This is a genomic window from Tunturibacter empetritectus, from assembly GCF_040358985.1.
GTDB lineage: Bacteria > Acidobacteriota > Terriglobia > Terriglobales > Acidobacteriaceae > Edaphobacter > Edaphobacter empetritectus.
The window spans coordinates 1,228,040-1,250,668 of record NZ_CP132932.1 but is presented as its reverse complement, the minus strand read 5'-3'; the positions used below and the strand labels follow the sequence as shown (position 1 = coordinate 1,250,668).

Here is a 22,629-nt window from a genome sequence, read left to right as displayed (position 1 = left end):
CAACCCCGTCAGCCCAAACCAACACTCCCACTATTCATCCGAGTTATCGCCCTCTTCCAGGAGAGAGACAGTGCCGACCACATCGTAAGTGGTGGCCTCGCCGCCAGTCGGCTTCAAGGTCACCCGCATGGGCAGCCGTTGCCACTGCGCAGGCTGGCAGACCGGAATGAAGTGATCAGCCTCGGGCCACTTTCCAATCTGCTTCTGAACCACAGGACGACGCGCCCCCAGTTCGGCCACAATCGCGTAGAGTCCTCCCTTGGCCGTCGTGGCGATGCCGCAGTACGCCGCATAGTCGCGAAACCAAACCACATCGGAGACAGAGAAGTCGAAGTCGGGCAGGTGCAGCACCGTGATGTGGCCGGTGACGCGATCAACCGAAAGCCACGGTCCAGGCTGCCAGATCCAATGCGGCGCAGCGTCATTCGGTAGAGCGTCGTTGAGCCGAAGCGCGCGGCGGACAGTGAAGGTACGGTCCGTCACATCGTGAATCTCGCCAGTCGTCCACTCCTTCTGGCGGTCATCCACAAACAGCGGGCGCACCTTCAAGATGCTCGTCTCATCCACTTTCGTGTCGGGGGTGGCGTCCGGCTGCGTGTAGGGAACCTTGCGATACGCCCCCAACGTGACCGTATGAATCTTAGGACCGGCCGCCAGCAGCGGATGTCCCAAGTAATTTGACGACAAAGCTAAAAAAAACATTGCTGGCAGGAGACGAGAAAACTGCGGTCTGGCGGGGGTCGCGCGAGGAGTCGAACTCAAGGGATAGGGCTCTCACAGTGGAAATTTCCGTTGTTGCCATGCTACCTGACACATAGTCTTTTCTATGCGGTAGGGGCCTTAGGCCGCGTACCACTTTCGAGGTGGAATAAAAGGGAGAAAAGGCAGAAGAAAATTCAGGGAGGCCGGAAAGAACTTCATAGGTAACGGAAAAGGTACAGACGTTGTGGAATAGATTGTGAATACAGGGCAATCCGCGGGCCTTTGCAGAGTAGTATCGTGGAAAGTATGCGTGCTGCCGTCGTGGTAGCGCGTGCGACAGACCGCGGCGGATCATTTGAAGCAGTACGAAAGGATACAAACGAACATGTGGAAACCGAATCAGACTGGAAGCAACACTCCCTCGACTCCTGAACCGGTGCGTCCGTCGACTCCAGCGACGAACTTCGAGGCGAGCCCAACCCGTCCCGCGACCGTCGGCGCTGGCAATGCGGCAGCCGCTGTACCAACCGGCGAACAGGCCACCATCGGCAAGTCTCTCATCGTCAAGGGAGAGCTGACAGGTTCTGAGTCTCTTTACATCGACGGCAAAGTCGAAGGCGCAATCAACCTCCCCGGCAACCGCGTCACCGTAGGCCGCAACGGCCAGGTCGCGGCGAACATCGTGGCGCGCGAGATCGTTGTGCTGGGTAAGGTTCGCGGCAACTGCCAGGCCAGCGACCGCGTTGATATTCGCAGCGAAGGCTCGCTCACCGGCGACGTCATCGCAGCGCGTATCTCGATTGAAGATGGCGCCTTCTTTAAAGGCGGCATCGACATTCGCAAGCCCGGCGGAACCGACCTGAAGGGTGGCACCGCTACCCAGGCTTCTACCGAGCCTGTCGCCGTCGAAGCATAACGCTTCGTCGACATCGTTCCTTATTGAGTCGAGCGGTCCCTGCTAATCCCAGGGATCGTTTGCTTTTTATTGGAATAGCTGCAGCGGAAGATTGCGAAGAACCGTAAATATTGAAGCCGCAGCAAGCGCGACATAAACAGCCTCCTGCGAAACGACCAGTCCGCGGTAGACTCCGCGCCGCACAAAGCGTACGTACCAATAAAAACCATAAGCTGCGGCGACAGGGAGCAGGAGCGTCACGAGCGCATTCAAATGCATCGCCTCGCCGAAACGACCCCGCAACAGCGCAGCAAGCGCGCGTGTAGCTCCGCACCCCGGACACTTTAAATGAAAAGCTTCATAAATAGGACATCGTGGATAGAAGTTGTTCTGCGCTGGGGGAAAGCGATGCAGAACCTCAGCGAACGGCCCGAGAATCACCAGCGGCGCAGCTGCGCGCACGATTGCTGCGACACGGTCGCCTCGAATCAGCCAGATCATCGCGGCAGGTTCTGGTATCGAAGCGTCTGTTTCAGCTGGTTGATCTCGTTGAGCTTGTACTGAAAGTAAATGCCGCCGAAGAAGAAGGTCATGACGGGGTTCAGACGCAGCCCAAGCGGCTCCGCGCTGTTGAAGTGCTGTTCCAGCGTATCGCGCAGCGTAAAGCGAGCGATAAGGCGGGCGACCCAAGAGGCAATTCCAATGAATCCTCCTACAAAGTTCTGGTGCGGCTGCTGATGGTGGCTCATCGAGATCACAACCCCCCACGACCCGCCAAGGTTGAGCACGACCAGCACCGTGGCAATGATGTAAAACATCAGGGCTTTGCTCGCCGGCTGCACCTTGTTTGCCCATGCTGCGATTACCAGGTTCCACACCACTACGAAGAAGGTGCAGGTTAGAAATCCCAGCAGCAACTCGAGCACCCAGTTCAAATTCGGAGGATCTGGATATGCGCCGCCAGCCTGCGGATACGCAACCGGAGCAGCGTAGGCGGCTGCCGTCGGCACTACCGCTGCGCCGACGAGCTGGGCAACAGGAACCCAATCCGGCATCGCGTCGCTCTTAGCCATGTCCGTCGGCAGAACGTTTCCCGAAGCGACGTAGCGCTGAAGATCTTCGAGGGTATACGGTCCATACATCTGCCCATTGCGCGAAACCTGATAGGTCATGCAAAGCTCCTGAGTGTCGAGGACTGCAACGCAGCTGCAGCCTCGATGAAATCACGGAGAGGCGCTTTCGCACAATCACTTTCGAAGCGGGCGCCTCGATAGCTCAAATTCTGTCCCCTCGGAATACAGATGTGAGAGTCTTGCAGTGTGGAGCGAGCAACTCTGATCGTCAACGCGTCGGCGGGCAGAAGGAAAGTTGTGCAAACGCTGGTCCCAGCCCTGTTGCAGGTGCTTGAAAGAGCTGGTGTGCAGTCAAATGCACTTTTGACCACGGCCGCTGGGGAGGCACAGTCCCTTGCGGCGGACGCAGCGGCCAGCGGAAGCGATGCGGTCTTCGCCTGCGGGGGCGATGGCACTGTGCACGAGGTTCTGCAGGGCCTCGTGGGCACAACAGCCGCGCTTGGAGTCGTACCTCTCGGCACGGCAAACGTCTTTGCACGCAATCTGGGGCTGGCGCTCGATCCTGTGAGAGCCCTCCAACAACAGCTCAACAGTGAGCCTCGTGCGATCTCGGTCGGCGAGGCTTGCTACGCCACCAGCGGATCCGAACAAAAAAAATTCTTCATCGTCATGGCCGGGGCCGGCCCCGACGGTGCGCTCGTCTATCGACTTCTTGCAGGAAAACGATCGAGGCTGGGTCGCAGCGCCTACTATGGCCACTCCCTGCGGCTCTTCCTAACGCGGAAGTTTCCGGCGTTTCGTGTGGAGTATCGCAGCAACGAATCTTCCGAGTGGGTGGAACGGCGCGGAGTTGGCGTGATCTGCTCACGTGTCCCGAACCTTGGAGGCATATTCAGGAGTCTGGCAATGGAAAGCTCGCCAACCGACGACAAGCTTCTTCTCTCGATAGTGAAACCGCCCGCCGGAATCGGCTTACCGGCCTGGTTTGCGTTCAGCTACCTTACACTCAACGCAAAAAATCCATGGCTGGAACAAGTTCGAGTCTCCGAGTTTCGCTGCACACCACTTGAGCAGAATCATCGCATTCACGCAGAACTCGACGGCGAGTGGATCGGACATCTGCCAATGTCAGCGCGACTTTTGCCGCAGGCGGTCTCGCTGCTTATGCCACCCCTAAAACGTGAAGACATTCGGCATCATGGCACGGTATAGCTTATAAATTTTTCTTATCCGCGCTCTCCATCTGGATGTCCTTGGCAGCTCTGCTCAGGAGGATGCGCAGATCGGTAACTTTTTCGAGATAGAAAGCCGGACGATCGGTGGGAGCTGTGACGGCAATAAAATCCGCACGGTTGACACTCTCCAGAAAAAAGCTTGGTCGCGGATCGGGCTCGATGGGCCGAATCTCGACGTGGCTCATCTCAAGATTGCGTATATGCCGAAGATAAAACCCCTGCGCAGGCATCGGTCCGAACATGCCCGGGTCCGGATATCTCTCTTCGTACTCGGGCGGCCGTATGGCAACAGCATCCCTGGAGGCTCCCCCCGTGTGCTCTTGATAGATGTTTGAAAGTTTGATGTCCTGAATCGCATGATCGGGAACGCCGCTGAGAATCGAGCACAGCCTCGAGTTCGCGTTTGAGCTCACCACGTTGTTGATCAGGATTCGCTGCATCTTGCCGACTTGGGTGCTCTCTTTAGGGCCGCGAAGCCGGGCGCCCAGGCGCAGGAACAAGGGCGACGTAACGATGTCGCGCATCGTAATGTTGCTGATCGTGATGTCTTCACACAGCGCACCGTCTTCACTCTCAAGCGCCAGTCCATCGCAACCCTCAAACACGCAGTTGGAGATCGTGATGTTCTTGAATCCTCCATTGGACTCCGTTCCGCATTTGATTCGACCAGTGCGCGGAACCCGAACCTCAGGGCCGAACTTCTTGAAGCTGCCGTCAAGCACCGTTCCCAGTTCATAGGTGCCTGTGACGTAGCAGTTTGTAATCGTGACGTCTTCGGTAGTCCGGCTGTAACCCAGGGCATAGCTGCTCTTCGGGCATATTCCATCGTCCCAGGGCGAGTTCACCGTGCAGTTGGAGACGCGAGCGTTTTTACAGCAATCAAGATCCATCCCGTCTCGATCAGTATCGATCTTTAGATTGTCGATCGTGAGGTTGTCGACCCCCGTAAGCAGCAGACCGAAGTGACCGCCCTTCAGAATGGAGAAATCCCGAAAGATGACATTCCGGCAGTTCTTCAACGCGATCGCTTTATTGCCAACCCCAGGCTGTTCCGCTACGTATACCGGATAGTTGCCCCGAGCCTCCCGAGTGCCTCCAAAGCTAAGGCCTTTGCCATAGATAAGGCCAGGCCCCGTAATGCTGACATTGGTAAGCGACTCGCCCCAGAGCAGCGAGTTATGCCAGTGATTGTGACCGTAGTCCTGGTACGCCTCCCACGCAGTGTTGGGTTCGGCGGCGTCGTAGGTCCCGCCGTTGTATCCGGTCGATGCACCAGGCAACGGAGAGTCAGCGGCAACGATCATCGCACCCTGGGCCAGGTAGAGCTCCACGTAGCTCTTCAATCGAACGGAGAAGCAAAGCCATGTTCCGGCCGGGAAAAAAACTGTGCCGCCGCCCGCCGCTGCTGCCGCTTCGATTGCTCTGTTGATGGCAGGGGAATCGACTGTTTTGCCGTCGCCGGCTGCTCCATAGGAGCGGATATCGAAGACGCTCCCGCCAACTGACTGGTGATTTGCAGCAAAGGATCTGGAAGGAGAAGCGGCTACGGCTGCTGCCAATCCCATACCTCCCAGCCGAAGTAGATCGCGACGAACAGAGTTGAACGAGTCCATTGGCAATGATCGTAGCAGACCTATGGCTGAGTCAAAGATTGCTCTTCTGGAGACCTTCGGTCAATTAGAAAAATCAGAAATCGTCGTTCCCGGTGGGACGAAAGCGATAGCCGATCCAAGGCTCCGTCACGATATACGCAGGCTCCTCTGTCAGTTCAATCTTCTTCCGCAACTGACCGATGTTGACGCGCAGATACTCCGGCTGGTCGGCGTTCGTTCCCCACACTGCGTGGAGCAGCGCTCGATGCGTAAGCACCTGCCCAGGATGCTGCGCCAGGCACACAAGCAGATCGAACTGTTTCGGCGTCAGATGGGTGTCTTGCCCGCGAACCACCACACGGTGCTGCGGAATATCGATATAAAAATCACCAGCCGAGATAATCTGCGGAGCCTCGGCCTCGGCGGCCGAACTGCGGCGGAGCTGTGCACGGACGCGAGCCTGCAGCTCCTGAATGCTGAATGGCTTCGTCACATAGTCATCCGCACCGGCGTCGAGCGCTTCAATCTTCACCGCCTCTTGATTGCGGACCGAAAGAACAATGATCGGAACCTTGGATACGGCGCGAATCTCGCGGCATAGCTCAATTCCATTCATCTCCGGCATGGAGACATCGGTGACGACGAGGTCCGGCTTCCACTCGTGCACAGCCTCCATTCCTTCCACGCCATTCGCAGCGATGCGCAACGAATAGCCTTGCGTCGAAAGCGCCGTGCGAAGGACGCGGGTGATCTGTGCTTCGTCGTCCACGATAAGAATCTTTGCGTGCTGGTCCTGCACGTTCTGTTTCATTCACGCTCCGGATGTTGCGTCACGATGTGGACATCCACATTCGGCGACTCTTTCAAAAAATGCTGAATCGCCCAGTAATAGAGGTATTTGCGAAAGCCGTGGACGGCGGTCCGGCCGAAGACAATGTGGGTGATGCGCTTCTCGCGGACAAAACTGGCAGCAGCGTGCGCGATGCTCTTTCCTTTGACCGTGAACACCTGCGCGTCGAGATTGCGTGCGAACTGCATATTGGCAGCAAGCGTAGCCTTCTCGTCGTCAGCCAGGTCTTCCTCGGTGTCAACATGCAGGACGAACAACTCGCCGCCAACACCCTCCGCTACCCGCGCCCCCCGCGCAATCAGCATCTGCGACGAGCTGTTGGAGCTGATGCACACAGCAACGCGCTCGCGGACAGCCCAATGTGCTTCGATACGTTTCGCGTCCATGTAAGCGGTCAGCGTGCGATCAACCGCCTTGGTCACATGCTGTAGTGCGAGCTCGCGCAACGCGATCAGGTTGCCGCGGCGGAAGAAGTTTGCCAGGGCCTTCTCCGCGCGCGCCGTTCCATAGATATCTCCGCGCCGCATCCTGGTCTGAAGAGCCTCAGGTGTCAGATCGGCCATGACGATCTCATCCGCGCGCTGCACCAGCCAATCCGGCACGGTCTCGCGAATCATCACGCCCGTGACGCTCTGCACTGTTGGCGCAACGCTCTCAATGTGCTGTACGTTCATCGTCGCCAGTACGTCAATGTTTGCAGCCAGAACGTCCAGCACATCCTCATAGCGTTTGCGATGTTTGCTGCCCTCGATATTGCTGTGCGCCAGTTCGTCGATCAGAACGATCTGCGGTCGCCGAGTCAGGATGCCGTCGAGGTCCATCTCTTCAAAGACCACGCCCTTGTACTCGATCCTTCGACGTGGCACCTGCTCCAGCTGCTCAGCCAACTCCGCCGTGCGCGGTCTGCCATGCGTCTCGACTACCCCGATGACAATATCCTCACCCCGCTGATGCCGCCGGATCGCCTCGCTCAGCATGCTGTAGGTCTTGCCGACGCCCGGCGCATAGCCAAGGAACAGTTTGAAGGTCCCCCGCATCTTCTCCGGTGCGACCTTCTCCAGCCATTCCTCCGGACTCTTTAACGCCGGATTCGAGTTGTCACGAGTGCCCATAAGGATAAGATAAGACAGTGCAGCGCAAGCTTACACGCAGTATCGTCCGCTACAGTATCTCCACTGCCGGCGCAGCTGTCATTGTAGCCGTCTACTTTCTTCGGCTGCATGTCAACGAAACCACGGTAGCCCTGACATTTCTGATTGGCATTCTTCTCGTAGCCGCAAACTGGGGCCTGCGCCACTCGATCTACCTGTCCATCCTCTCGGCGGCAGCCTTCAACTTCTTCTTCCTGCCTCCAGTCCTCACCTTTACCGTCGGGGATGGCCGAAACTGGGTCGCCCTCTTCGCCTTTCTGGTAACCGGAATCGTCGCCAGCCAGCTCGCCGAGCGCGCACGTCGTGAAGCAAAGATCTCGCGCCGCCGCCAGCGCGAAGCAGAACGCTTGTACGAGTTCAGCCAACAGATGCTGGTCACCGGCAATGTCATCGATCTCCTCAACGTCCTGCCACAGATGATCGCCGCGACCTTCAACCTCACCGGAGCCGCTGTTTATCTTCGGGAGAAAGATCGCATCTATCGCTCGAGCCCCAACTACATGGACGTAACCGCCTCCGAGCTGCGGGATGCAGCCTTCACCCGCGATCATCGCTATGACGAAGCACGCGCCGTCACCCTCGTCCCAATTCTCCTCGGAACCCGCCCCATCGGCGCCGTCGGAATCACAGGCAACAGGACCTCCCCTGAGGCTCTCGATGCAGTTTGTGGCCTGGCGGCGATTGCGATCGAACGCGCCGGCGCCGTCGAAACCCTGACCCGAGTCCAGGCCTCACGCGAGAGCGAGCGACTGCGCAATGCCTTGTTGGACTCTGTTGCGCACGAACTCCGAACACCTCTCACCTCCATCACTGCTGCCGTCACAACCCTTCGTAGCGAGCCCTCCCTCGATGCCGAGCAAAGTGGGGAGATGTTACAGGTCATCGAAGAGGAAGCCGCCCGACTAGATCGGCTCGTCGGCCAAGCAATGGAGATGGCGGAGCTCGATGCAAACGACATCAAGCTCGATCTACGTATGCACTCCATGCGAGAGGCCGTCGATCTCGCGCTCGAGGCTGTTCAAGGGCCGCTCAAAAATCATCCCCTCGAACTACGCCTCCCCGACACTCTTCCTCCCGTCCAGATGGACCTCGAGCGCATCGCCAAAGTGCTCCAGCACCTGTTAGAGAACGCGGCAAAGTATTCCACCGAGGGAAGTCCAATCTTCGTCAGCGCCGAAGTCTCCCGAGGCCAGCTCGTCACCAGCGTCGCCGACCGTGGTGCAGGAGTCGACGACCTGGAAAAGATGATGATCTTCGACAAGTTCTACCGCGGCCAGGGGCAGCGATATCGCGTCCAGGGAACAGGCATGGGGCTGGCCATCGCAAAGGCGATCGTTGAAGCCCACGGCGGCTCCATCGAGGTCACCAGCCAGCCCACACAAGGCTCAGTCTTCTCCTTCTACCTGCCGCTGAATCTCTCCGGCCGCTGAGGGGCTACAACTTCGGCAGCTGCGTCACGTTCCAGCCGCCACCCAGAGCCTTGATCAAGAGCACGCTCGCATCCATCTGCCTGCGCATAATATCGATGTCGTTGCGCTCGTTATTCAGCTCAGTGGTCTGGGCCGTCACCACCTGCAGATAAGTGTCGAGTCCGCCAACGTATCGATTGTTGAATATCTGCGCCGCAGACTGGGCCGCCATCGTGGCTTGGTGTTGATGCCCTGCCTCCTGGTTCAGAACGCGAAGCGCGACCAGATTATCTTCAACCTGTTGAAACGCCGTCAAAGTCGTCTGCCGATAGTTCGCAACCGTCTCGTCATAGCTCGCATTGGCCTGTTCGGACACCGAGGCTCTACGTCCAGCGTCAAACACCGTCTGCGACAGCATTGGCCCAAGCGACCACAGCAGACTCGCCGGGTCGAACAGGTTCGCAAACGAGGTCCCCTCCACCCCGACGGTACCGCTCAACGAAATCGTAGGATAAAACGCAGCCCGTGCAATGCCAATGCGGTCATTCGCTTCGGCAACCCGCCGTTCTGCCGAGGCAATATCCGGACGCCTTTCCAGCAGCTCCGAAGGCAGCCCTGGCGGAATCGCCGGCGGCCTCGCATCGAGAGGAGCGTTCGGCAACGCGAACGACGCCGGCGGCTTGCCCAGCAGAATCGCGATCGCATGCTCGAACTGTGCTCGCTGTAGCGTAATATCACGCGACAGCACCTTCGCCGCCTCAAGCTGCGTCTGCGCCTGATCGACGTCCGACTTCGGAGCGACGCCGCCCTCAAAACGATTCTTTGTAATCCGGTAGGCCTCTTCGAAGTCCTTCACAGTATCGTTCAGCAGCTTCTCCTGGGCATCGGCGCTGCGGGCCTCGAAGTAATCTACCGCAAGCTCAGCCTGCAGGCTTAACATTACTGTCTGCCGATCTCCCGCGCTTGCCTGGGCCTCCTCGCGAGCAGCGCTCACTGTGCGCCGAACACGCCCCCAGACATCGAATTCGTAGTTCAAATCCACAGGCAGTTGAAGTACACCCACGCCATTTCCCTGGGCGTTGTTCACATTGAAGTAAGGCTGGTTGGACGATTCCCGTTCGCCCCCGCCAGTCGGCGCCACACCAACGGTCGGATACAGCGACGCATGATTGAAGCGGATCAAAGCTCGGGCCTCGCGAAAACGAGCATCCGTTGCCTTGAGACTCTGGTTATTCTCCGCCACCTGCGGCTCAAGGGCATTCAGCTCCGCATCGCCAAAGATCGTCCACCACTCTCCGCGCTGTGCTGCATCGGACGGCTGCGCCACCTGCCAACTCGAGTTCTCCTTGTAGGCATCCGGCCCTGCTTCCTTATAGTCAGGCGCCATGGGAACCGAAGGCTTCACATACTTTGGCCCCACCATGCATCCGCTAAGCAGGAACACAGCGGCACTGGCCAGAGCACCTGGTCGTAGCGTCACTGCGCCCCCTCTTTCTTTTCCATCTGCGTTGCGTTTTCATTCATCTGGCTCTTCACCTGCACCTCCTGGCCGCTCGCCAGCGAGTCGGAAGGATCCAGAATTACGGCATCGTTCGGTGTCAACCCCGAGGCAATCTCAACGTTCGCGCCCATGTCTTTGCTGATCGTCACTGGCACCAGCTGCACGCGTCCATCGCGAACGACTCCCACCTGCAGACCCTGTGCCCGGAACAGCAGCGTGTTCGACGGAATCATCAAATTCGAACTGCGCTGCGGCACCTTGAAGTGGGCAAACACATAGGCGCCCGGCAACAATTCGCCCTTGGGATTGTCTACATCCACTTCAACATTCAGTGTGCGTGTTGCTGAATCGATCGCGTTCGAGTTGCGCGCAACGGTGCCCTCAAACTCCCGCCCCGGATACTCGTCCAAAGTCAGCATCGCCTTGCCGCCGGCCTTGATCGAGGTGGAGTAAGCCTCCGGAACCGACACGAACACGCGGATCTTTTGAATCGCAGCAAGATGGAACAGCTCCTTCGGAGTCGTATTCTCGCCAGCCTGAATCAGTCCGCCGATATCGATATTGCGTGCCGTCACGATTCCATCGAAGGGTGCATAAATCTTCTCGAACGATTGCAATTGTTGCAGTCTACGCACTGCCGCCATCGAGGCATCCACCGCCGCCTTCTTCGCCGCGGCATCACTCACCGCAACATCGGTCTCCTGCTTTGAGACCGAGTTAGTCGTCAGAAGATTTTGATAGCGTGCTGAGGTCGTATTCGCCAGGTTGAGGTTAGCCTCTGCGCTCTTCAGATCGGCCTGCGCCACCTGAAGCTGCTCATCCAACTCCGGCGTCTCGATGACCGCCATCAACTGTCCTTTGCGAACATGCGTGCCAATGTCGAAGTACCATTTCTTTAGATAGCCGCTCGTGCGCGCGTAGATCGGCGTGTCTACATACGCCTGCGTGTTTCCCGGCAGCGCCAGCCCCGAAGACAGCACCGAACTCGCAGGATGAATCACTTTGACGGACGGAATCGCGGCAGCTTTTGTGTCCGTTTCGAGCGTGCTCTCCGTCCGGCGACGCGCGGCAATCCCGAAGATGACAACCAGGGCCACAATCACAGCGATGACCGCCACTCCAATCCACGTCCCCCTTGTCAGGCCGGGCGCGGGGGCGTCCACCACCGCAGCCGGGCGATCGCCGGAGAGTGTGGTCTCATCCTCATTCATCCTGGTCTCCACCTTAGTTCCGCTCGTCATGCGTTCTCCTTCATGCCTCTCAAATTCTTTCAGTCGCCCGCAGTCAACTGGTGCTCGCGGCTCTCGTTGGCAACCGCATTTTTCTTATCCGAGCTGTGCAGCAAAGCAAAGACCGCGGGAACGAAGATCAGAGTCGCAACCGTAGCGCAGCACAGTCCGCCGATCACAGCTCTACCTAGCGGAGCGTTTTGTTCTCCGCCCTCTCCCGCACCCAGTGCCATCGGAATCATGCCGATGATCATCGCCAGAGCCGTCATCATCACAGGCCGGAACCGCGTCGCTCCCGCTTCAATAGCAGCCTCGATCGCGTTCCCATGATGCAACAGGCGCTCTTTCGCAAACGATACCACCAGAATACTGTTCGCCGTCGCAACGCCCATACACATGATCGCGCCCATCAGCGCGGGCACACTCAACGTCGTCCTCGTTGTGAACAGGAAGAGCACAATACCCGCCAGCGCTGCCGGCAGAGCAGTAATAATGATGAACGGATCGAGCCAGGACTGGAAGTTAACAACGATCAACAGGTAGACCAGCACAATCGCAAACGCCAGTCCGGCAAACAGTCCAAAGTAAGAGCTGTTCATCGTCTCAATCTGACCGCGCACCCTCACAAAGCTGCCGCGCACCAGCGACTTCTCATTTCTTGCCACAATCTTGTTGATGTCTCGCCCCACCGACCCAAGATCGCGCCCCTGAACATTTCCATAGATATCGAGCGTGCGCCGCACGTTGTAGTGCGTCACCACCTCCATTTCGCTGCTGCGCTTAATCGTCGCGACATCGGTCAAAATCTCCGGCTGCTTTGCCGTCGGAGACGAGATTGGAATATTCTCGAGCGAGTTCAATGAGCTGATCTGGTACTGTGGCGTCTGCTCCACAATGTTGTACGTGTTGCCATTGTTCCAGTTCAGATAAAACATCGGATTCAGCTGCGTACTGCCCCCGAGGATGTTCAGCAAACTGCTGCCCACATCCCGTTCCGAGTAGCCGCCCTGCGCCGCCTTAGTGCGGTCTACGTCGACGTTCAGCACGGGATAATCATCCGGCTGCTGGATGCGCAGATCCACAAGGCCAGGAACCTTGTGCAGTTCGCTCAATACCTGGTTCGCAACCTTTCGGTTAGCCGCGATATCCGAACCCTCGAACTGAATGTCAATCGGAGCAGGCAGGCCAAAGTTCAGAATCTGCGTAACAATATCCGACGGTAGAAAGTAGAACGTAACCCCAGGGAAGGCACGCGGGAGATCCCTGCGCAATTCCTCGACATACTTGGCGGTCGGATGGTGATCTTCCTTCAGCGAGACCAGAATGTCCGCATCTCCCGCACCGATTAGCCCCGAAGTAGCATGCTGCGTATTCAGTGTGCTGTACGGCAGGCCAATGTTATCGAGGATGTTGTCCATCTCTCCTGCGGGAACGGTCTTCCGAATATCTTGTTCGATCAGATCGCAAAGCTTCGCAGTCTCCTCGATGCGGATTCCGCTCTTGCCCCGAACATGGAGGATGAATGATCCGTTGTCTGTGCTCGGAAAGAAGTTCTGTCCAAGAAACGGCAGCAGTGCGAAAACACACAGGCACAGCAGCAAAAAGATGGGAACGAAGAAGACCCGTGCCGCTACCAGCCGTCCGAGCAGATCTTGATAACTGGTGCGCAGCTTCTCAAAAAGGCGCTCAAACCCCCGCTGGAACCGCGCAAGAATGTTATTCGAGGGCACAGCATGGTGATCATGCGCCTTCAGCAGATACATCGCCAGCGTCGGAACCAGCGTGCGAGAGAGAACATACGAAGCCAGCATGGCGAAGACCACAGCCTCCGCCAGCGGCACAAAGAGATAACGCGCAACCCCGCTCAAAAAGAACATCGGCAGAAACACAATGCAGATACACAGCGTCGATACCAGCGCCGGCACCGAGATCTGCGCCGCACCTTCCAGAATCGCGTCATGCAGCTCTCTGCCCTCCTCCAGGTAGCGTTCGATATTCTCAATCGTCACCGTCGCATCGTCCACCAGAATGCCGACTGCCAGCGCCAATCCGCCCAGCGTCATAATGTTGATCGTCTCGCCCAGAAGTCCCAGCACAATGATCGAGGTCAGGATCGACAGCGGAATCGAGATCGCGATAATAATCGTGCTGCGCCAGCTCCCCAGGAACAAAAGAATCATCAGCCCTGTCAGCACCGCCGCAATCACAGCCTCGCGGATCACCCCCTGCACCGATCCGCGAACGAACACAGACTGGTCCCCGATCGGCGTAATCTTCAACTCAGGCGGCACCGTCAGCTTCACCCTTGGAATCAGATTCCGCACGCCGCTCACCACGGTCAATGTCGATGCGGTCCCCGACTTCAGAATCACCATCAGCGCCCCGCGGCGTCCGTCCTGCCGCACAATATTCGTCTGCGGTATGCTTCCGTCCGCCACCGTCGCCACGTCATGCAGATAGATCGTCGTGCCATTCACCTGCTTGATCGGCAGGTTGCTGATCCCCTCCAGCGTCACCGGCGACGAGTTGATGTGAATGTCATACTCGTCCTGGCCAATCTTCGCCGTCCCACCCGGCTGCACCACATTCTGCTGTCCCACCGCATTCAACACATCAACCGGCGACAGCCCTTTGGCCTGCAGCAGCTTCGGATCGATGTTCAACATAATCGACCGCTGCTTGCCGCCATAGATATTCGGAATCACAACCCCCGGCACCGAGATCAGCTGCGGCCGAACAAAATTTGCCCCCAGGTCATTCAGCTGCTGCTCGCTCAGCCCCGCGCCCGACAAGCCCAGTTGTACGATCGGCACGCTCGACGCGCTGAAGTTAATAATCTGCGGCGGCAGAATCCCCGGAGGCAGGCTCCTCAGTTGGTACTCCGAAGCCGCCGAAACCTGCGAGTTCGCCGTATCCAGACTCGCCCCCGGCTGCAGGTAGATCTTCACAATCACCTGCCCCGCAAACGTAGTCGACTCGATATGCTGAATGTTGTCCACCAGCACCGTCAGAGCCTTCTCATACGGAGTCGTCAGCCGGCCCTCAAGCTCCTCCGGATTCAGTCCCGTGTACTGCCACGCAACCGACACCACAGGAATATTAATATTCGGAAAGATGTCGGTCGGCGTACTCGAGATGACCACAGGCGCAGCAATCAGAATCAGGATCGCCAGCACGATAAACGTGTACGGTCGGCTCAGAGCTACTTTGACAATCCACATGCGACAAGCCCTCTTCCGCTTCGGGTAAATCTTTCTCTATAGAGTAAGACATTCCTACCCGCCTGAAGGTTGCGACAGTTATTTCCGCGACCCGCCATCGGAAAAACCGATACCATCAAACCAGAGGACCCTTCCATGGAACTGAGACATCTGCGTTACCTCTGCGCCGTCGCCGAGCACGGCACCTTCAGCGAAGCCAGCCGCCGCCTCCACGTCTCCCAGTCCGCTATCAGCGAGCAGGTCGCCGATCTCGAGCGCGAAGTCGGCGGCCCGCTCCTCAATCGCAACTCAGGCCGAACCCGCCTCACGCCCCAAGGCCAGCTCTTCCTCGCCGAAGCGCGCAAAACCCTCGCCGCCGCCGACCGCGCCATCGAAATCACTCAGCGATCCCTCATTGGCCAGGTAGGGTCTCTCAACATCGGCTTCTTCCTCTGGGGCGCCGGCGGCTTCTTCGCCCGCATCATCCGCGACTACCGCAAGCTCCACCCCGACATCAAGCTCTCCCTCTACGAGATGCGCACGCCCGAGCAGATGGAGGCCCTCCTCACCGGCAAGATCGACATCGCCTTCGCCCGCCCCCTCGAGCCGCCCTTCGACCAGACCCTCCGCGCCGAACTCCTCTATCGCGACCCCATCGTCGTCGTCCTTCCCCGCGACCATCCTCTCGCCGGCAAACCCATCTCGATCCAATCCCTTATCACCGAACGCTTCGTCCTCTGCGATCGCCAGATGACTCCCGCTCTCTTCGACGGTATCCTCGCCCTCTGCTCCGGCGCAGGCTTCTCCCCGAACATCGTCAACACCTCCTCCACCTGGTCCGGCGTTCTCACCCTCGTCGAATCCGGCGAAGGCGTCGCACTGGTCCCGTCCGGAGTCCGCTACCTCCGCCCGCCTGGAGTCGTCATCACGAAGCTTGTGCCACAAAAGCTCCACATGGGACTCGCCGTCGCCTGGAACCCGCTGAACGAAGACCCCATCCAGCAGAACTTTCTCCGTTTGGTCCGCGATAACAAAGACCGCATCCAGCGCACCCACGGCCTCTAACTGAAAATTTTTGCCTCACCCTGAAATCGTCTTCTAAAGTGTTTTTAGCGTCTAATGTCTTCATGATCAGACCCTGCTTCCTAGTCATCGACCGAGAGTTTCCCGGCAGCATCTCGACCCGCAAGCTAGTGATCGAAACCGCAAAGTTCAACGTCATCACCGCCTACAGCGGTCAGGAGGCCTTTGATGTCTTCACTCGCTTTCCCGCTGTCAACGGCATTGTTCTCGACGGCGGTCTCGACGACATGTCCTGCGAAGAGGTCGCCAGCAAAATCAAACTGCTTCAACCAAAAGTCCCCATCATCGTCATCACCACCCCCGGCTTCAAGGGCTGCCCCTCAGCCGACTATCAACTCGAGTCCTTCGACCCGGCGAAGCTGCTGGAGATCCTGCGCAGCCTGAAGCCGGAGGCCGCCGCCGCAATCGAAAAGCGCAACGAAGAGCTCAGCCGCGAAACCCTCTCCTGATTCAGACACACAAAAGCCCTTCCCTCCGCGATCTTCCGCGAAAAGAAGGGCCATTTCTGCTTCCTGCTTATTTACCCGCTTCTACGTCGATCGTGAACTGAACCTCATCGCCCAGCATCGGCGAGCCATACTTCGAACCGAAGTTGAAGTCGCTGCGCTTCAGCGTTCCCGTAGCTGAAAAGCCCGTCACCATCTTGCCCCCCATACCCTTCTGCGGAGGCGTCGGTCCATCCACATCGAGTGTCACGCTCTTGGTCACCCCGGCCAGCGTCAGATCGCCCACCACCTGCAGCTTGCCGTTCGCGCTCGTCACCGCAGTCGACTTGTACGTCATCGTCGGGAACTTCTCAACGTTGAAGAAGTCAGGTGACTTCAGGTGAGCGTCGCGCTTTTCATTATTGGTGGAAACGGTCGTCGTAGTAATTGTCGCTTCCACACTCGACTTGCTGGGATTCTTCTCATCCCAGACCACGGTCCCGTTCACGCCGCTGATAGAGCCGCGCACCGTGCTGACGCCAAGGTGTTTGATCCCAAAGTTCACCTGCGAATGGTTAGGGTCAATCGTCCAGCTTGAGCTTTGGGCCAGCGCGCTGACTCCGGTCAGGAGCAGCGCAGAGAGGGCGGCGGTAAAGATGCGACGGTTCATAATCGTTCTCCTCGGAAAATTAAGTCTGCTGTGAGATGTCATCGTTATAGTGACCGACTCAAAAAATATGTGCCGGTCACCGTTGCAATTGTGTAAAACGTTGTCAACTCGCTGTCAGCGGCGGGGGAAAGGATTATGCGAGATCGAACAACAGTATCTCGCTATTCGCCTTCCCCTGCGCACTTACTTCCAGTGCCTCTTCGTTATCGACGGCAACAGCATCGCCCGTCTCCAGCGCCTTGCCGTTCACCGTCACCTCTCCCTGGATCACATGCAGCCACGCATGGCGCTTGCTCCCCAGCGGATAGGTAATCTGTTTGCCCGGCGTCAACTCAGCAACCGACACGCTCGTGTCCTGGTTGATCGTCGCCGCCCCGGCTGTCGGCGTCGGCGAAGCCAACAGCTTGAAGCGGTCCAGCTTCTCCTCGGCCTCAAACTTCAACTGCTCATAGCTCGGCTTCGTGCCTCGGCTCTTCGGCTCAATCCAGATCTGCAGAAAGTGAACCGGCTCCGTCTCCGAACCGTTGAACTCGCTATGCACCACCCCGCTGCCGGCCGACATCTTCTGAATCTCGTTCGGTCCCAGCACCTCCACATGGCCCATGCTGTCCTTGTGGGCAAGCTGGCCCTTCAGCACATAGCTCAGAATCTCCATATCGCGATGCGCATGCGCTCCAAACCCGCGCCCCTCTGCCACGCGATCCTCATTGATCACCCGCAGCGAACGATATCCCATATGCTCCGAGTCGTGATAGTTGGCGAACGAAAACGTATGGTGCGAATCCAGCCATCCGTGGTCTGCATGGCCTCTCTCGTTACTCTTCCGAACAGTCAACATAACATTTCCTTTCCATATCTCCACCGGCCCATTGCTTAGGCCCGCATGTCCTGCAAATCAAACTGCTCTTGCAATCTTCAGCTACCTCTGAACACTCTCAAAACTGTCGTCATCCCGACCCCGACCACTAAACCGTCGTCATCCTGAGCGGAGCGAAGGATCCCCGCATTTGCCTCTCCTCATCTCCGCAGATCTTCCCCTTTGATCCATCTCTAACCAGCCTTCATACACTTCTGTGTGGGAACCGCAACCTTCGCCGCGATCCCCATCTTCTTCAATCCCTCGTACATCGTCCTTCGCTCTGCCTCGCTCAACCCGGCAGCGACAAACTCAAGATCCTTCTCATGCCGCGCGTAGATCTCCTCGATGAACTCCTTGCCATCGCACGTCAGCTCCACGTAGCGGGTGCGCCGGTCCGAAGCGCAGTTCTTACGACGCACCAGCCCTCGCTTCTCCAGCCGGTCGATCGCAGAAGTCATCGAAGCGCTTGCCAGCAAGACCTTCTCGCCGATCGCCGAGATCGTTAGTGGCCCCTTATGCAGCAAAACCTCCAGCACCATAAAGTCACTAAGAATCAACCCCTGAGCAGTAAAAGAGCCCTCGATGAAGTCCCCGATTGAGTGAAATGCCCGAGCCAGAACGAGCCAGAGCCGAGGGGCCGAAACTATATTGTGCTCATCCGTCATCTTCGGCCTCCAAACTCCTACGGCATAAGATATCTCGACATCGAGATAAGATTCAGAATCAGCCTTATACTCCGGCCAGGAAAAGTGGCTATCCGAAGGTTCTGTGGAGTGGCCATTGGCATCCGTCCTGCCTCGCTCTAAGTTCAAACATAGCTAAGTGCAGCAGTTTCAGGCATCTCCCTGGGCGCTGCCGGAGGACGCTTTGTCGATGTCTCTACTGCCCCTGTCGTTGTTGGGCCTACCGATTCAGGTGCTCTTGCCTCTAGCTCTTGCATTCCTCCTGCTGTTTGTACCCCTGCCGCTTCCTCTCCTCATGCTTTCCCTGCGTAGCGTTGCGGAGGAATCTGTTGTTCTGGTCTTTTCGAACTTTAGCGCTCATGCCGCCTCCCTCCGACATCTCTCCTTGGCCCTCGCCATCCTTACAACCGTACCGACCTCGACGATCAGGACGGCGAGCAACATGAAGAGCAACGCATCGACAATCGCACGCCTGCTCTGCTTCGTACTGTTTCTCTCATTCGCCGCAATTCCGGCCTCAAGCGCGAAGAATCTCTCCCCCTCCATTCGCGGCACGGTCACTAACCCCGACGGAGCAATCGTCAAAGGTGCCAGGGTGCTGGTGACCAATCAGAAAACCGAGGCGGTCTTCAAAACCCAGACCAGCGCAGACGGAACCTACGAGTTCTCGAAACTTCCAAACGGCATCTACTCGCTGAGCGTTCAGGTTCCAGGCTTCCAGACCTTCACGGTCTACGGAATCAATCTTTCGGTCGACTCGAAGTACTCCAGGCAGGTCCAGATGCTTCGCGGCATGACCAGCGCAGTTCTGGTTCCGGCCGGAGATCAAGCCAAAGACACATCGAACGAACTGGCCGTTCGATCACTTTCATCGCATATCTTGTCGCGATGTCCTCAGATCCGTTGACGCCCAAGCTGGCGGCCGGCATCCTTCATTCGCTCCGTCTCATCGGCAGCATCCGAGACCAGTGCAGGTACCGGAGTGATTCCAGCCGTCAGTAAAGCCTCCTCCGCTAACGTCTGTGCCTCGGTCCTCTTCGAGGCGATACCCTCCGCGTTAAACGTCCAGTACTCCTTACCCTTCATCTGGCTGGAATCAAGCCCGGACAGCACCATAACCAGCCCGTTCAGCTCCTGTGTACTGGATTTTTCGCCCTCCAATCCAACCACAACCGTATCCGCCCAGAGCACGTCCGCCTCGCGCAGCGTCCCATAACCCTTATGCCCCACCTCGACGGCGCCTGGCATCCTCAGGCGCCGCAACCGAATGCCCGCCTCAGCCTCGACTGCACCCACCCCGACGGCCAGCGCCATCTGCTCTGTGCGCTCCGTATCCGCTTGGAAGATAACCAGTACGTGACTCATATCCCAAATCCCCTTCCGGTCCCAAATCTCCTCCGACCGGGAGTTCAGGACCATGGCCGAGCAAGTGCCCACAATCGCCCGTCTCCTTAAACCCGAAAAAGACAGCTCCGACAGGCGGCCGGTCAAAAATAAAGTTCAAAAACGTGGCGTATTTTTTCTCCTCCAAAAAGTGACGGCTAAAACACCACGTCAGCCACACAATTCACCACAACGTCACCACGACTTACCAGCGAAAAACACCATCAAAAACGCAAAACCCCCTGCAAAAAGCCCAATTCACCACGCAGCAATTTTTTTGGTCGCAAAATTCCGAAAAATTACCCCTCGTTAGTGAGCGGTTTCCGCGCAAAGTAGTAAAGCGAAAAAGCCAGCAGAGCAAACATCACCACGCTGACCGGATCATGATGCAGAGGATTATGCTCGCTGAACCGCGGAATCGAGCGATCCGTAGCCGCCTCATAAAGTTTCACGCAAACCCCCAGTAATCCAACGATTCCACCCGCCGCAATCAGCCCCGAAGCATAAAGAGAACCTGGCGAAACCTCAGACTCAATCGTCACATCGCGAGCAGTAATCGCGTTGAAGACAGGAACGCCGCTGGGATCCGCATGGGCAGGATCTGTAGGGTCAAAGCTCGGGTGTTGAGCTAGCCATGAATCGCGATCAGAGTGCCACAACGCCAACGAAGCATCATGCTCAACTCGAGCCTTCTCCGCAGCATGGCGAAGCATCGCGCGATCCACCATCCAGCGCATCACACCACCCACAAAGATCGCCAGCGTAGTCGCAATGCTGAGATAAGCGCCCACAGCGAAGGTGAGAGAGCGCACGCCAAGAAGCTCAACAACGACAACGATCGCAACACCCAGCAAGACCAGAGCCCAGGGAAGCTTACGGCTTAGAATGCCATTGATGACAGTGGCCATCAGACGGCCCTGCGGCGCAGCTGCTTTTTCACTGCCGATGCCCTGAATCCACTGAACTTCGATCTCGCCGGTCGAGGTGTTGTAGAGATATTTGCCATCATCCAGCGTGGTTGATCCAATGGCATTCAGCAGTACGTACTGTCGTGCGTTGGAGAGCTCTTCTTTGGCATGGTCGACACTGTGAGAGGTAAGAGTGATCTTGTCGTTACCAGTGAAGTGACCGTTGTTCTGAACGCCGTCAGGGAGTTTATCTAAAGAAAAGACGATTGGTTTCGGGAGGCGCTGAAAGGTCTCGAGTCCCTTGTTCATCGCGTTGAGCGTGGCGCCGATGGAGAAGATGGAGATGATGACGCCGATCATGATGGCGATCTGCTGCTTCCACGGCGTTGCGCCGATGAGGTAACCGGTTTTGAGGTCCTGCGAGGTGTCGCCTGCGTTCGAAGCGGCGATGCAGACGACTCCGCCAATGGTGATGGCGAGCGCTCCGAAGGCAGGTGCTGTCCAGCCTTTGACGAGGAAGATGGCGGCGGTTGCCATGAGAGTTGCGATGGTCATTCCCGAGACGGGTGAGGCGGACGAGCCGACGATGCCTACGATTCGGGCGCTGACGGTGACGAAGAGAAAGCCGAAGACGACGACGAGAAGGGCTGCGGCGATGTTGGCGAGTGGACCGACCTGCGCTCCGGGGATCGGCTTGAATTGGAGGAAGAGGAACATCAGCACGATGAGAAGAAGAGAGCCACCGAAGACCACGATGGGAGGAAGGTCATGTTCGGTGCGAGACGGCTGTGTCGCAGCCGATTTGCCGGAGCCTGTCTTCTTGAAGCCCTGAGTGAGTGCTCCTACGATGGTAGGAAGAGTGCGAAGCAGGGTGATGAGGCCCGCGGCGGCAACTCCACCTGCACCCATCGGACGGACGTAGGTTCTCCAGAGATCGGACGGCGACATCTGCGTGATGAGGACAGTGCCGGGATAGAGCGGCGTGGAGAGATGTGAGCCGAAGAAGTAGATCGCTGGCATGAGGACCAGCCACGAGAAGACACCACCAGCGAGCATGATGGCGGCGACTCGAATTCCGATGATGTAGCCGACGCCGAGATACTCAGGTGTGCAGTCAGCACGGATGGCAGAACCTTTGAGAAGATGTTGCGAACCGAGATCGGGCTGATAGTCGGGCTGGCTGGGCCAGAGTGCGAAGAGGTTGTCGTTCTGGAATAGAGTGTAAAGGCCGCCAAGCCCGAGGCCGAGGAAGACACGAGAGGCGAATGAGCCTCCGCGTTCACCGGCAATGAGGACGTCGGCGCAGGCCGTGCCTTCGGGATAGATGAGATTGTCGTGTTCTTCGACGATGAGCTGGCGGCGAAGCGGGATCATGAAGAGAACGCCGAGCCATCCTCCGAATAGAGCCAGCGCGAAGATGCGGGATGCTTCAAGATCGAAGCCAAGGAAGATGAGAGCGGGAAGGGTGAAGATGACGCCGGACGCGATGGACTGGCCTGCGTTGCCAGTGCTTTGGACGATGTTGTTTTCAAGAATGCTGGCTTTGCCGAAGGCTCGCAGGATGGAGATGGACAGGACTGATATGGGAATGGACGCGGCAACCGTGAGACCAGCACGAAGACCGACGTAGACCGTGACGGCGCCGAAGAGAACGCCGAAGATTGCCCCGAGGATGAGCGCCCGGGCGGAGAGCTCGGGTCGGGTCTCCGTGGTGGGGACGAAGGGTTTGAAGGTCGGTTTGGTCGGTGTGGATGTTGCCATGGTGGTGCGTCTCCCGCTTG

General features: G+C 57.8%; 21 protein-coding genes. 7 read left to right on the top strand and 14 right to left on the bottom strand.

Annotation, left to right across the window (positions count from 1 at the left end):
* Nucleotides 1–30 precede the first annotated feature (30 nt).
* Nucleotides 31–687, bottom strand: coding sequence for a hypothetical protein (locus RBB75_RS05065; protein ID WP_353069768.1), 657 nt, complete (start codon nucleotides 685–687; stop codon nucleotides 31–33).
* A gap of 400 nt (nucleotides 688–1,087) precedes the next feature.
* Here RBB75_RS05065 and RBB75_RS05060 point away from each other — a divergent pair, with 400 nt between their 5' ends.
* Nucleotides 1,088–1,618: a bactofilin family protein gene (locus RBB75_RS05060; RefSeq protein ID WP_179639609.1), complete on the top strand. Its 531-nt coding sequence runs from the start codon at nucleotides 1,088–1,090 to the stop codon at nucleotides 1,616–1,618.
* 66 nt (nucleotides 1,619–1,684) lie between these two features.
* On the opposite strand, the gene RBB75_RS05055 is transcribed toward RBB75_RS05060, so the two are convergent.
* Complete coding sequence (locus RBB75_RS05055; RefSeq protein WP_353069767.1) at nucleotides 1,685–2,098, bottom strand: DUF2752 domain-containing protein; 414 nt, start codon at nucleotides 2,096–2,098, stop codon at nucleotides 1,685–1,687.
* The gene (locus RBB75_RS05050) at nucleotides 2,095–2,769 is read right to left on the bottom strand and encodes a DUF4339 domain-containing protein (protein WP_353069766.1); all 675 of its coding nucleotides are present in this window, start codon (nucleotides 2,767–2,769) and stop codon (nucleotides 2,095–2,097) included. Before RBB75_RS05050 ends, RBB75_RS05055 begins: the two co-directional genes overlap by 4 nt.
* Nucleotides 2,770–2,916: 147 nt before the next feature.
* Here RBB75_RS05050 and RBB75_RS05045 point away from each other — a divergent pair, with 147 nt between their 5' ends.
* Nucleotides 2,917–3,882, top strand: coding sequence for a diacylglycerol/lipid kinase family protein (locus RBB75_RS05045; protein ID WP_353069765.1), 966 nt, complete (start codon nucleotides 2,917–2,919; stop codon nucleotides 3,880–3,882).
* Nucleotide 3,883: 1 nt separating this feature from the next.
* Here RBB75_RS05045 and RBB75_RS05040 read toward each other — a convergent pair whose 3' ends face one another.
* The 3 genes from RBB75_RS05040 to RBB75_RS05030 form a co-directional block, all read right to left on the bottom strand.
* The gene (locus tag RBB75_RS05040; RefSeq protein WP_353069764.1) at nucleotides 3,884–5,470 is read right to left on the bottom strand and encodes a rhamnogalacturonidase; all 1,587 of its coding nucleotides are present in this window, start codon (nucleotides 5,468–5,470) and stop codon (nucleotides 3,884–3,886) included.
* Between the two features lie 121 nt (nucleotides 5,471–5,591).
* Nucleotides 5,592–6,308, bottom strand: coding sequence for a response regulator transcription factor (locus tag RBB75_RS05035; protein WP_353069763.1), 717 nt, complete (start codon nucleotides 6,306–6,308; stop codon nucleotides 5,592–5,594).
* Nucleotides 6,305–7,459 carry a histidine kinase gene (locus tag RBB75_RS05030; RefSeq protein WP_179639603.1) on the bottom strand — a complete coding sequence of 385 codons (1,155 nt, stop codon included), beginning with the start codon at nucleotides 7,457–7,459 and terminating at the stop codon, nucleotides 6,305–6,307. Before RBB75_RS05030 ends, RBB75_RS05035 begins: the two co-directional genes overlap by 4 nt.
* Before the next feature lie 17 nt (nucleotides 7,460–7,476).
* Here RBB75_RS05030 and RBB75_RS05025 point away from each other — a divergent pair, with 17 nt between their 5' ends.
* Nucleotides 7,477–8,928 carry a sensor histidine kinase gene (locus RBB75_RS05025; protein ID WP_179639602.1) on the top strand — a complete coding sequence of 484 codons (1,452 nt, stop codon included), beginning with the start codon at nucleotides 7,477–7,479 and terminating at the stop codon, nucleotides 8,926–8,928.
* A gap of 4 nt (nucleotides 8,929–8,932) precedes the next feature.
* On the opposite strand, the gene RBB75_RS05020 is transcribed toward RBB75_RS05025, so the two are convergent.
* Genes RBB75_RS05020 through RBB75_RS05010 form a run of 3 tightly spaced genes read right to left on the bottom strand, consistent with a single transcriptional unit; the run spans nucleotide 8,933 to nucleotide 14,858 of the window.
* Nucleotides 8,933–10,387, bottom strand: coding sequence for an efflux transporter outer membrane subunit (locus RBB75_RS05020; protein ID WP_353069762.1), 1,455 nt, complete (start codon nucleotides 10,385–10,387; stop codon nucleotides 8,933–8,935).
* Entirely contained in the window at nucleotides 10,384–11,649 is a 1,266-nt protein-coding gene (locus tag RBB75_RS05015; protein WP_353069761.1) for an efflux RND transporter periplasmic adaptor subunit, read from the bottom strand. Before RBB75_RS05015 ends, RBB75_RS05020 begins: the two co-directional genes overlap by 4 nt.
* 29 nt (nucleotides 11,650–11,678) lie before the next feature.
* A complete protein-coding gene (locus tag RBB75_RS05010; protein WP_353069760.1) occupies nucleotides 11,679–14,858 on the bottom strand; it encodes an efflux RND transporter permease subunit in 3,180 nt (1,059 codons plus the stop codon).
* Between the two features lie 135 nt (nucleotides 14,859–14,993).
* Between RBB75_RS05010 and RBB75_RS05005 the strand changes: the two genes are divergently transcribed.
* Both RBB75_RS05005 and RBB75_RS05000 read left to right on the top strand, forming a co-directional pair.
* The gene (locus tag RBB75_RS05005) at nucleotides 14,994–15,902 is read left to right on the top strand and encodes a LysR family transcriptional regulator (RefSeq protein WP_179639598.1); all 909 of its coding nucleotides are present in this window, start codon (nucleotides 14,994–14,996) and stop codon (nucleotides 15,900–15,902) included.
* Nucleotides 15,903–15,964: 62 nt separating this feature from the next.
* The gene (locus RBB75_RS05000) at nucleotides 15,965–16,369 is read left to right on the top strand and encodes a response regulator (RefSeq protein WP_179639597.1); all 405 of its coding nucleotides are present in this window, start codon (nucleotides 15,965–15,967) and stop codon (nucleotides 16,367–16,369) included.
* 67 nt (nucleotides 16,370–16,436) lie between these two features.
* Here RBB75_RS05000 and RBB75_RS04995 read toward each other — a convergent pair whose 3' ends face one another.
* From RBB75_RS04995 to RBB75_RS04985, 3 genes are all read right to left on the bottom strand, one after another.
* Nucleotides 16,437–17,015: a YceI family protein gene (locus tag RBB75_RS04995; RefSeq protein ID WP_179639596.1), complete on the bottom strand. Its 579-nt coding sequence runs from the start codon at nucleotides 17,013–17,015 to the stop codon at nucleotides 16,437–16,439.
* A gap of 133 nt (nucleotides 17,016–17,148) precedes the next feature.
* Nucleotides 17,149–17,853 (bottom strand): pirin family protein, encoded by a 705-nt coding sequence (locus RBB75_RS04990; RefSeq protein WP_179639595.1) that lies wholly within the window; start codon nucleotides 17,851–17,853, stop codon nucleotides 17,149–17,151.
* A 212-nt stretch (nucleotides 17,854–18,065) separates the two neighbouring features.
* Nucleotides 18,066–18,539, bottom strand: coding sequence for a MarR family winged helix-turn-helix transcriptional regulator (locus RBB75_RS04985; RefSeq protein ID WP_179639594.1), 474 nt, complete (start codon nucleotides 18,537–18,539; stop codon nucleotides 18,066–18,068).
* Nucleotides 18,540–18,747: 208 nt separating this feature from the next.
* Here RBB75_RS04985 and RBB75_RS04980 point away from each other — a divergent pair, with 208 nt between their 5' ends.
* The gene (locus RBB75_RS04980; protein ID WP_179639593.1) at nucleotides 18,748–19,464 is read left to right on the top strand and encodes a carboxypeptidase-like regulatory domain-containing protein; all 717 of its coding nucleotides are present in this window, start codon (nucleotides 18,748–18,750) and stop codon (nucleotides 19,462–19,464) included.
* On the opposite strand, the gene RBB75_RS04975 is transcribed toward RBB75_RS04980, so the two are convergent.
* Entirely contained in the window at nucleotides 19,452–19,922 is a 471-nt protein-coding gene (locus RBB75_RS04975) for a hypothetical protein (RefSeq protein ID WP_179639592.1), read from the bottom strand. The two genes, RBB75_RS04980 and RBB75_RS04975, sit on opposite strands and share 13 nt — an antisense overlap.
* 52 nt (nucleotides 19,923–19,974) lie before the next feature.
* On the opposite strand from RBB75_RS04975, the gene RBB75_RS04970 reads away from it, so the two are divergent.
* Nucleotides 19,975–20,253 carry a hypothetical protein gene (locus tag RBB75_RS04970; protein WP_179639591.1) on the top strand — a complete coding sequence of 93 codons (279 nt, stop codon included), beginning with the start codon at nucleotides 19,975–19,977 and terminating at the stop codon, nucleotides 20,251–20,253.
* Here the strand turns inward: RBB75_RS04970 and RBB75_RS04965 are convergent.
* On the bottom strand, nucleotides 20,240–22,609 hold the full coding sequence (locus tag RBB75_RS04965) for an OPT family oligopeptide transporter (protein ID WP_179639590.1): 2,370 nt from the start codon (nucleotides 22,607–22,609) through the stop codon (nucleotides 20,240–20,242). The genes RBB75_RS04970 and RBB75_RS04965 overlap by 14 nt on opposite strands.
* Nucleotides 22,610–22,629 lie beyond the last annotated feature (20 nt).